Below are 9500 nucleotides of genomic sequence, written 5' to 3' on the forward strand. Positions count from 1 at the left end.
ATGGCCATTCTCAGACGTCCGCCCCCCGCCTTGCCCTTTGTCGAACAGGTCGCGATCTTTTCGCGTCTGGCCGAGGCCAATCCTGAACCCCAAACCGAGTTGCAGTTCGTGAACCCGTTCACGCTGGTCGTGGCCGTTGCCTTGTCGGCGCAGGCGACCGATGTGGGGGTGAACAAGGCGACACGCGGGCTGTTCGCAGTGGCCGACACGCCGCAGAAGATGCTGGACCTGGGGCTGGATGGCGTGACCGAGCATATTCGAACGATCGGGCTGTTCCGGCAAAAGGCCAAGAACGTGATCGCCCTGTCCCGCATCCTGGTCGAGGAGTTCGGCGGTCAGGTTCCCGACAGCCGCGCCGCCCTGATGCGGCTGCCCGGCGTGGGGCGCAAGACGGCGAATGTGGTCCTGTCCTGCGCGTTCGGCCATCCTGCGCAGGCCGTCGACACGCACATCTTCCGCGTCGGCAACCGCACCCGGGTCGCGCCCGGCCGCGACGTGGACGAGGTCGAGCGGGCCATCGAGGACAACGTCCCGGCCCGTTTCCAGGCGCATGCGCATCACTGGCTGATCCTGCACGGCCGTTACATCTGCCAGGCGCGCAAGCCGCGCTGCGGGATCTGCCCGATCCGTGACCTGTGCCCTTATGAGGAGAAGACCGCATGACCACCCCTTACGTGATCGGCATCGGCAATGCCGTCATGGACATCATCGCCCCCACCGAGGAGGCGCGGCTGGACCAGCTGGGCATCACCAAGGGCATCATGCAACTGGTCGACCGCGAACGGTCCGAATACCTGATGGCAGCCCAGGCCGACGACCATTCCTCGCGTCGTGAACAGGCGCGGATGATCGCGGGCGGCAGCGTCGCCAACACCCTGGCCGGGATCGGCAAGCTGGGCCTGCGGACCTCCTTCGTCGGGCTGGTCGCCGATGACGAGATCGGGCGCCTTTACGCCCGCCAGACCGAAGGGTCCGGAACGCGTTTCGTCAACGCTCCGGTGGCGGGGTCGGGGCTGCCCAGTTCGCGCACGATCATCTTCGTGACGCCCGATGGCGAGCGGTCGATGAACACCTATCTGGGCATTTCCGCCGAACTGGGTCCGGACGAGGTCGATCCGGTCGTGTTCGAAGACGCGGGCTGGCTGTTCCTGGAAGGCTATCTGTTCGACAAGCCCAAGGGGAAGGACGCCTTTCTAAAGGCTGCGGCCGAGATTCACCGTGCGGGCGGGCAGGCCGGTATCGCCCTGTCGGATCCGTTCTGCGTCGATCGGCACCGCGACGACTTTCGCAGGCTGGTCGCGGGGCAGATGGATTACGTGATCGGCAACGTTCACGAATGGCAGGCGCTTTACCAGGTCGAGGATCTGGAAGAAGCGCTGCGTCTGGCCGTTGCTGATTGCGGGACGGTGATCTGCACCCGCTCGGGCGACGATGCGATCCTGATCCGGGGAACCGAGCGGGTGATGGCGCCTGTCCACCGCATCGTTCCCGTCGATGCGACGGGGGCGGGCGATCAGTTCGCGGCCGGGTTGATCTTTGGTCTGGCACAGGGTTTGCCGCTGGAGGTCGCCGGCCGCATGGGCTGCATCGCTGCGGCCGAGGTGATCGCCCATGTGGGCGCCCGGCCCGAAGATGACATCCGGGCACGGTTCCGTGCGGAAGGGCTGATCTAGCCCAAATTCGATGACCACGGGGGTTGGTCCCGGTGATGCGGCGGCGGTTCGCGCGATGCGCGACAGTCGCGGTTTCGTGACGTTGCGTGAAACGTGACGCCCGTGTATCACCGCCCGAAATGCGAGCAGCTGAAGGAAGTGCCATGCGCAGGGTTGTTGTCACCGGATTGGGAATGGTCACGCCCCTGGCCTCGGGCGTCGAGGCCACATGGGAACGGCTGCTGGCCGGCAAGTCCGGTGCCCGCACCATCACGCGGTTCGACCCCAAGGACGTGGTGACGAAGTACGCCTGCGAGATCCCCTTCGGAGACGGCAGCGACGGCACCTTCAACCCCGATGACTGGATGGAGCCCAAGGACCGACGCAAGGTCGACGACTTCATCCTGTATGGCGTCGCGGCTGCCCATCAGGCGGTGACCAATGCCGGCTGGATGCCGGAGGACGAGGAATCCCGGCTGCGGACCGGCGTGATGCTGGGCTCGGGCATCGGCGGCCTTTCCTCGATCGCCGAAACCGCCGTCCTGATCAAGGAACGGGGCCCCAAGCGGGTCAGCCCGTTCTTCATCCCAGGTGCGTTGATCAACCTGATCTCGGGTCAGGTCTCGATCCGCTATGGGTTCAAGGGACCGAACCACGCGGTCGTGACGGCCTGTTCGACCGGTTCGCATGCCATCGGTGATGCGGCGCGGCTGATCCGTTATGGCGATGCCGACGTGATGATCGCCGGTGGCGCCGAAAGCCCGATCAGCGAGATCGGGATCGCGGGTTTCAACGCCTGCAAGGCACTGTCGACCCGGCGCGCGAACGACCCTTGGGCCGCCAGCCGCCCTTATGACGCTGACCGGGACGGTTTCGTCATGGGCGAGGGTGCGGGTGTCGTGGTGCTGGAAGAGTACGAGCACGCCAAGGCCCGCGGGGCCAGGATCTATGCCGAAGTACTGGGTTATGGCCTGTCGGGGGATGCGTATCACATCACCGCACCGTCCGAGGATGGCGACGGCGGTTATCGCGCCATGGAGGCCGCCCTGCGGAACGCGGGCATTGGTGCCGAGCGCATCGACTATATCAACGCGCATGGCACCAGCACCATGGCCGACACCATCGAACTGGGCGCGGTCGAGCGTCTTCTGGGCGACCACGCCGGCAACGCCGTGATGTCGTCGACCAAGTCGAGCATCGGTCATCTGCTGGGCGCGGCCGGTGCGGTCGAGGCGATCTTTGGCGTGCTGGCCATCCGCGACCAGATCTGCCCGCCGACGATCAACCTGGACAACCCGGCTGTTGAAACAAAGCTGGATCTCGCCGCCAATGCGGCTGTCCGGCGCAAGGTCGATGTCGTGCTGTCCAACAGCTTCGGCTTTGGCGGCACCAACGCCAGCCTGATCCTCGGGAAGGTCGAGGGATGATCTGGCGCAACATCGCCTCGAACTTCCTGACGCTGGCAATCGTGCTGCTGATTGCCGCCGCCGCCGCCGTGGCCTGGGCCAAGCACGAGTTTACGGGTCCGGGGCCGAGTGCGGTGGCGCAATGCGTTCAGATCGAGCCGGGGGCCAGCCTGAACGGCGTCAGCGCCCGGCTGCAGGACCAGGGGGCGATCTCGAGCGCCTACATCTTCCGGGCCGGGGCCGATTACGTCGGCAAGGCGCGCGATCTGAAATTCGGCAGCTTCCTGATCCCGCCGGCGGCCAGCATGGAGGACATCGTCGACGTGGTGACGGCCGGCGGGCCTTCGACCTGCGGTACCGAGGTGATCGTGCGCGTCGGCGTGCGCGAGAACACCATCCTGCTGCGCGACATGAACCCCGCGACCGGCGCTTATGAAGAGGTCGCGCGCTTCAACCCGGCCACGGGAGAGCGTCCGGAGGCCATCGCCTCGGCTCAGGACGAGGCCGATATCCGCCTGTCGTTGGTCATGGCCGAAGGCGTGACCAGCTGGCAGGTGGTCGAGGCGCTGAGGGCCGCGGATTTCCTGGCGGGTGACATTGCCGAGGTTCCGGCCGAGGGCAGCCTGGCGCCCGACACCTATCTGCTGGCCAAGGGCGGGGACCGCAACGCCCTGCTGGCCGAGATGGCCGGCCGGCAAGAGGCCATCCTGGCGGCCGAGTGGGAGGCGCGTCCCTTTGGCATGCCCTATGAAACGCCGCAGGAGGCGCTGATCATGGCCTCCAACGTCGAAAAGGAAACCGGCGTGGCTGCGGAACGTCCGCAGGTGGCCAGCGTCTTTGTCAACCGGCTGCGCCAGGGGATGCGGCTGCAGACCGACCCGACCGTCATCTATGGCGTCACGAACGGGCAGGGCATCCTGGACCGCGGCCTGCGCCGGTCGGAACTGGATACGGCGACGCCCTACAACACCTATCGCATCGACGGTCTGCCGCCCACGCCGATCGCCAATCCCGGGCGTGCGGCCATTCGGGCAGCGCTGAACCCGGCCGAAACGGAGTATCTTTATTTCGTCGCGGACGGTTCTGGCGGACACGCCTTCTCGCGGACGCTGGAGGAACACAACGCCGCCGTCGCCCGTTGGCGCGAGATCGAGCGGCAGCAAGGTCTTCCGGCCGACAGCCCGGTGCAATCGGAAGGCTGACCACAGGCGCTTGCGGCATTTGACAAATCGGACCCTCGGACGCAGGCTTGTGACCGGGGGTTTTTTCATGACCCCATGACCGGAAAAGGAAATCGTCATGAAATTGTCCGACATGTTCGCCACCCTGGCAGACAACGCCCGCATGTTCGAAGAGCGCATGGGCACCTGGCAGGCCGAAATGACGCGCAACAGCGAGGAAGCGATGCAGCAGGCCCGCAAATGGCAGGAAACCAATGCCGAGCGGCAGGACGAGATCAACCGCCAGATGCGTACCTATCTGGAGGAGGCCTCGGACACCGTGCGCAGCCAGTGGCAGCAGATGCAGACCAGCTGGGAAGCCCAGTTCGAGAAGATGCGCCAGCAGGGCGAGGACATGCGCGCCAACGCGATGAAGATGACCGGCGGCAAGGAAGGGCAGGGCTTTGCCGACTGGACCGAAGCCTATGCCGCGCAGATGGTCGGCTTTGCCCAGAAGATGCAGGGCGAGGCGGCCGATGCCATCGCACGTGCGACCGAGGCGCGTGCCAAGGCCGGCAAGAAGACCTGACGCCCAGGACGGGAAAGTTGCGCGGAGGGCCTGTAAGCCGGATTTTGTCCACCGCTTGCGCGGCTGGATGACCATTCCTCTGGTCCGGCCGTTACCGGCCGGATCTAGCTGCCTACCCGGATCTGCTGGGGCAAGGCGGCCCTGCGGGCGAACCCGCGCGCGATCCCTATTCGGCATTGCTCCCGGTGGGGCTTGCCATGCGGGAACTGTTGCCAGCTCCCCGGTGAGCTCTTACCTCACCGTTTCACCCTTACCTGCGCATGACCCGAAGGTTGACGCGGGCGGTCTGTTCTCTGTGGCGCTTTCCCTGGGGTTGCCCCCGCCGGGCGTTACCCGGCACCGCTGCCTCATGGAGTCCGGACTTTCCTCGACAGCGAACCGCCGCGGTCATCCAGCCCTCCGCGCGAGGGCGGGTATGGCGGCCAAGGGCGAGGACGTCAAGTGGGACCGTTGCGGTCATCGACCAAGGGCGACAGGATCGATTCGTGTCAGAGGCCCGCAAGACGGGCAGCCGTCTGGCGATCGGCAGTGCTCTCGGGGCCGCAGGCCCAAGGGCGGTGACGCAGGCGGAACGCCGCAAGGCGCGTGGCCGCATCACAGGGCGCATAGCCCAGCAGATCCAAGCTGTCAGAAAGCGGAGGTTCATGGGCATCGGCAGCGGGGCGTGCGAACGTCGCCAGCCCTTCCAAGGCCAGCCCTTCCCAGTCAAAGCGCGGTCCGGGGTCGATCTTGCGGCCGGGGGCCATGTCGGAATGGGCGATGATCCCGTCGGGCCGGATCTGCCAGCGGGCCATGATCTGCCGCAGCAGGTTGCGCAGGGCGCTCATCTGGGGGGCGGTGAACGGACGATCGCCCGGATTGGCAAGTTCGATCCCGATGCTGCGGCTGTTGACATCGCCGCGCCCGTGCCAACGGCCTGCGCCTGCGTGCCATGCGCGGCGCGTTTCACAGACCAGCACCTCGGTGCGGCCCGCCTCGTCGATCAGCCAATGGGCGCTGACCTCGGCGGAGGGATCGCAGAGACGCGCCCGGGCAGAGGCCGCGTCCGTCATTCCCGTGTAATGGATCACGATCAGTTCCGGGCGCTGGCCGCGCCGGTCGCCGTGGTTGGGGCTGGGAAAGGACATGAGCCTCAGCGTCGAGACGTGGCGGTTCCGTCGGCCAGCGGGTCCAAGGGCTTTTCCTGCGGACCGGGTTTGGCCGCGACCACCACGCGCCGCAATCCCATGGTCGGCGGCGGCAAGACCGGCTTCTGGCCTGCGATCTCGGCCGCGGTGGGGGCTTGGAACGGACGCGCCACCGGGATCGGCAAGGCGGGCCGGTCGTTGGTCATCAGAGCCGCCTCCCGGACAGTCAGATATTGGCCATAGCGGTCATTCCCGAACTGATAGTTCGGGTTGTAACCGCGATGTTCTCCGCATCCCGCGACGGCCAGAGCCGTCAAGATCATCCAGCCGCGCATCCTGTCACTTTCATGCCGTTTCGGGAAAGGTTACCACCAGCGATCGGGCTTGGCCACAAATCCTGCAGCCTTCTCCAGCACCAGGGCCTGATTCAGCAATGCGCCCTCCTCGAAGGGGCGGCCGATCAGCTGCAGGCCGAGGGGCAACCCCTGCGCGTCCTGTCCCACCGGGACCGAAATGCCCGGCAGACCGGCCAGGTTCAGCGTGACGGTGAAGACGTCATTGAGATACATCTGCACCGGATCGTCCTGGCTGACCGCACCAAGCGGAAAGGCCGCCGTCGGCGTCGCAGGCGCAAGGATCGCGTCGATGCCCTGGTCGAAGGCCTGTTCGAAGTCGCGCTTGATCAGCGCGCGGACCTTGCGGGCGCGGTTGTAATAAGCGTCATAGAAACCGGCCGACAGGACATAGGTGCCGATCATGATGCGGCGCTGCACCTCGGGGCCAAAGCCTTCGGAACGGGTCTTTTCGTACATGTCCGTGATGCCGTCGCCCTGGCCCAGCCGGGCACGGTGGCCATAGCGCACCCCGTCATAGCGGGCGAGGTTCGATGACGCTTCCGCCGGAGCGATGACATAATAGGCGGGCAGGGCATATTTGCTGTGCGGCAGGCTGATGTCGACGACCTCGGCTCCTGCGTCGCGCAGCATTTCGGCGCCCTTGTGCCAAAGGGCGTCAATCTCGGGGGGCATGCCCTCCATGCGGTATTCGCCAGGCAGACCGATGCGCTTGCCGCGGATGTCGCCGGTCAGGGCGGCCTCGAAATCGGGAACGGGCAGGTCGGTACAGGTCGAATCCTGCGGATCGTTCGAAGCCATGGCCCCCAGCATGATGGCCGCGTCGCGCACCGTCTTGGTCATGGGCCCGGCCTGATCCAGGCTGGAGGCATAGGCGATGACGCCCCATCGGCTGACGCGGCCATAGGTGGGCTTCAGCCCGACCGTGCCGGTAAAGGCCGCAGGCTGGCGGATCGAGCCGCCCGTGTCGGTGCCGGTCGCGGCCAGGCACAGGTCAGCGGCCACGGCGGCGGCCGATCCGCCCGAAGATCCGCCCGGCGTGCGGGCTGCGCCATCGGCGGTCTTCCACGGGTTCACGGCCGGACCATAGCAGCTGGATTCGTTGGTGGAACCCATGGCGAACTCGTCCTGGTTCAGCTTGCCCAGCATGATGGCGCCGGCGTTCCACAGGTTCTGCGTCACAGTCGATTCGTATTCCGGTCGAAAGCCCTGCAGGATGCGGCTGGCTGCCTGCCCCGGTACGCCCTTGACGCAGAACACGTCCTTGATGCCCAGGGGAATGCCTGTCATCGGCGCGGCGTTTCCTGCCTTCAGCCGCGCATCGGCGGCCTTGGCCATGTCGCGCGCCATGTCGGGCGTCCGATGGACAAAAGCGTTCAGGGCGCCCGATCCTTCGATCGCGGTCAGGCAGGCCTCGGTCAGTTCGACCGCGGTCAGATCGCCTTGGGCCAGCGCGTCGCGTGCCTCGGCAATGGTCAACTGGTTCGGATTGGTCATTCCACCACCTTCGGCACTGCAAAGAAGCCTTCGCGCGCATCGGGCGCGTTCGACAGGATCTGCTGGGGCACGCCACCCGCGGTCACCACATCCTCGCGCCGCTTGAGGCGCATGGGGGTGACGCCGGTCATCGGTTCGACGCCTTCGACGTCGACCTCGTTCAGCTGTTCCATGAAATGCAGGATGCCGTTCAGTTCGCGCGCGAGCGCGGGCAGCCCGGCGTCCTCGACCGCGATACGCGCCAGATGGGCGACCTTGCGGGCCTCGTCCTCGGTGATCGACATGACGTTTCCTTTCGTTCGGCGCGGGTCTACAACCACGCGCGAAAGGCCGCAAGCCGGACGGCCTGCCAAGGCATGTTTCGCGAAAGGAACCCGATGCAGACCGCGCTGTCGATCCTGCCCGTGATCGCGCTGGTGATCCTGGGTCATCTGGCGCGCCGCAGTGGTATCATCAGCGTCGCCAGTTGGCCGGGAATCGAGCAACTAGGCTATCGCGTCCTGCTGCCCGCGATCCTGTTGACGTCGATCTATCGCTCCGAACTGTCCATTGGCCGCCTTGGGCCCTATCTTGCCGCGCTGGCCATTGCCTTTGCGCTAGTCGGGGGGCTGGCCCTGATGCTGCGCCGACCGCTGCGCCTGTCCGGGCCGCGCGCGAGTTCGCTGTTCCAGGGCGCGCTGAGGTTCAATTCGCTGCTGATCCTGGCTGTTGCGGCGCAGGCGCTGCAACCCGAGGCGCTGGGTGACTTGGCGGTCGCCTTTGCCTTCTTCATTCCGGCCTTCAATGTCGCGGCGGTGGTGGCCCTGACGCTAATGGCGGACGAGGCGGCACCCGGGGAAGGCAGAGGCGCCGCAAGGCGGATCCTTGGCGACATCCTGCGCAACCCGATGGTGCTGTCCTGCGCCGTTGGGCTGGCGCTGAACCTGTCGGGCCTGTCACTGACGCAGGCGGTCCTGAAACCTTTGGACTGGTTGGGGCAAGGGGCCTTGGCTGTCGGTCTTCTGGCGGTCGGTGCGGGAATCGAGCCGAGGCGCCTGCTGCAGGTCGACCCGGCGCTGTGGCTGGGGGTCATCCTGCGCCTCGCGGTCTGCCCCGCGCTTTTCCTGATGGCGGCCCTGACACTGGACCTGCCTGCAGGGCAGGTTGCCTCGGGCCTGCTGGCGACTGCGGCGCCCGGCGCGCCGGTGGGTTACATCCTGGCGCGGCAGATGGGCGGGGACGCCGATTTCTATGCCGCGATCTTCACATGGCAGACGGTTCTGGCTGCGATCACGCTGCCGCTATGGCTCCTGTCCTCAACATTCGCAGGCCTTTGAAGGAGACGGCGAAAATTTTTGGAGGGAGCCGAATTTTTCCGCTTGCACCCTTCGGCGGCTTTGCCTAAACACCGCCTCACGCCGCCGGGAAGACTGGCAGCGACAAGAAAGTGGCCCGTTCGTCTATCGGTTAGGACGTCAGGTTTTCAACCTGAAAAGAGGGGTTCGACTCCCCTACGGGCTGCCACTCCACCTGAATAACGATTGAAAAACAACGACTTAGCGGGCAGTTTACAGCTAGGTTCTAGCGGTTTACAGCTTTCTCGTTTCGTTCTTGTCCGCGCACTGCCGCTCTTCGGTTGGCCTCGCGGGTATAGTGCTCGACTTCTTCCAGCGTGATATGGCCCGTCCAAGCCGCGATCTGGTGGACCGTGGCGCCCGCCTCGGCCAGAGCCTTCGC

Annotated in this window: 10 protein-coding genes, 1 tRNA gene and 1 other RNA gene; 7 read left to right on the plus strand and 5 right to left on the minus strand. The window is 66.0% G+C overall.

Translation table 11 applies throughout. The annotated features are described in order from the left end of the window. The 5 genes from nth (at position 1) to ACLHHB_RS11180 (ending at position 4807) form a co-directional block, all read left to right on the plus strand. Positions 1-663: an endonuclease III gene (nth, locus tag ACLHHB_RS11160; RefSeq protein WP_410218357.1), complete on the plus strand. Its 663-nt coding sequence runs from the start codon at positions 1-3 to the stop codon at positions 661-663. Beyond that, positions 660-1673, plus strand: coding sequence for an adenosine kinase (locus ACLHHB_RS11165; RefSeq protein ID WP_410218358.1), 1014 nt, complete (start codon positions 660-662; stop codon positions 1671-1673). The genes nth and ACLHHB_RS11165 overlap by 4 nt, the downstream gene beginning before the upstream one ends. Before the next feature lie 143 nt (positions 1674-1816). Then, the gene (fabF, locus tag ACLHHB_RS11170) at positions 1817-3079 is read left to right on the plus strand and encodes a beta-ketoacyl-ACP synthase II (protein ID WP_410218359.1); all 1263 of its coding nucleotides are present in this window, start codon (positions 1817-1819) and stop codon (positions 3077-3079) included. Beyond that, entirely contained in the window at positions 3079-4260 is a 1182-nt protein-coding gene (gene mltG, locus ACLHHB_RS11175) for an endolytic transglycosylase MltG (protein ID WP_410218367.1), read from the plus strand. The genes fabF and mltG overlap by 1 nt, the downstream gene beginning before the upstream one ends. A gap of 97 nt (positions 4261-4357) precedes the next feature. Beyond that, entirely contained in the window at positions 4358-4807 is a 450-nt protein-coding gene (locus tag ACLHHB_RS11180; RefSeq protein WP_410218360.1) for a hypothetical protein, read from the plus strand. 17 nt (positions 4808-4824) lie between these two features. On the opposite strand, the gene rnpB is transcribed toward ACLHHB_RS11180, so the two are convergent. From rnpB to gatC, 5 genes are all read right to left on the minus strand, one after another. Continuing rightward, positions 4825-5210, minus strand: an RNA gene (gene rnpB / locus ACLHHB_RS11185) — RNase P RNA component class A. 85 nt (positions 5211-5295) lie between these two features. After that, entirely contained in the window at positions 5296-5934 is a 639-nt protein-coding gene (locus ACLHHB_RS11190) for an N-acetylmuramoyl-L-alanine amidase (protein ID WP_410218361.1), read from the minus strand. Between the two features lie 5 nt (positions 5935-5939). Beyond that, positions 5940-6257, minus strand: a complete 318-nt coding sequence (locus ACLHHB_RS11195; protein WP_410218362.1) for a hypothetical protein — start codon at positions 6255-6257, stop codon at positions 5940-5942. 42 nt (positions 6258-6299) lie between these two features. Next, positions 6300-7784 (minus strand): Asp-tRNA(Asn)/Glu-tRNA(Gln) amidotransferase subunit GatA, encoded by a 1485-nt coding sequence (gatA, locus tag ACLHHB_RS11200; RefSeq protein WP_410218363.1) that lies wholly within the window; start codon positions 7782-7784, stop codon positions 6300-6302. Beyond that, on the minus strand, positions 7781-8068 hold the full coding sequence (gene gatC, locus ACLHHB_RS11205) for an Asp-tRNA(Asn)/Glu-tRNA(Gln) amidotransferase subunit GatC (protein ID WP_410218364.1): 288 nt from the start codon (positions 8066-8068) through the stop codon (positions 7781-7783). Before gatC ends, gatA begins: the two co-directional genes overlap by 4 nt. 93 nt (positions 8069-8161) lie before the next feature. Here gatC and ACLHHB_RS11210 point away from each other — a divergent pair, with 93 nt between their 5' ends. Together ACLHHB_RS11210 and ACLHHB_RS11215 are read left to right on the plus strand one after the other, a co-directional pair. Then, positions 8162-9100 carry an AEC family transporter gene (locus ACLHHB_RS11210; RefSeq protein ID WP_410218365.1) on the plus strand — a complete coding sequence of 313 codons (939 nt, stop codon included), beginning with the start codon at positions 8162-8164 and terminating at the stop codon, positions 9098-9100. Between the two features lie 112 nt (positions 9101-9212). Then, positions 9213-9287 (plus strand) — tRNA-Glu (locus ACLHHB_RS11215). Positions 9288-9500: the final 213 nt, after the last annotated feature.

Origin of the sequence: Paracoccus sp. (in: a-proteobacteria), from assembly GCF_046462195.1 — a bacterium.
Classification (GTDB): domain Bacteria; phylum Pseudomonadota; class Alphaproteobacteria; order Rhodobacterales; family Rhodobacteraceae; genus Paracoccus.

Bases quoted from the DNA above. Each gene is read 5' to 3' on its own strand.
- nth (WP_410218357.1), top strand. From the start codon at position 1: ATGGCCATTCTCAGACGTCCGCCCCCCGCCTTGCCCTTTGTCGAACAG.
- ACLHHB_RS11165 (WP_410218358.1), top strand. From the start codon at position 660: ATGACCACCCCTTACGTGATCGGCATCGGCAATGCCGTCATGGACATC.
- fabF (WP_410218359.1), top strand. From the start codon at position 1,817: ATGCGCAGGGTTGTTGTCACCGGATTGGGAATGGTCACGCCCCTGGCC.
- ACLHHB_RS11180 (WP_410218360.1), top strand. From the start codon at position 4,358: ATGAAATTGTCCGACATGTTCGCCACCCTGGCAGACAACGCCCGCATG.
- ACLHHB_RS11190 (WP_410218361.1), bottom strand. From the start codon at position 5,934: ATGTCCTTTCCCAGCCCCAACCACGGCGACCGGCGCGGCCAGCGCCCG.
- ACLHHB_RS11195 (WP_410218362.1), bottom strand. From the start codon at position 6,257: ATGATCTTGACGGCTCTGGCCGTCGCGGGATGCGGAGAACATCGCGGT.
- gatA (WP_410218363.1), bottom strand. From the start codon at position 7,784: ATGACCAATCCGAACCAGTTGACCATTGCCGAGGCACGCGACGCGCTG.
- gatC (WP_410218364.1), bottom strand. From the start codon at position 8,068: ATGTCGATCACCGAGGACGAGGCCCGCAAGGTCGCCCATCTGGCGCGT.
- ACLHHB_RS11210 (WP_410218365.1), top strand. From the start codon at position 8,162: ATGCAGACCGCGCTGTCGATCCTGCCCGTGATCGCGCTGGTGATCCTG.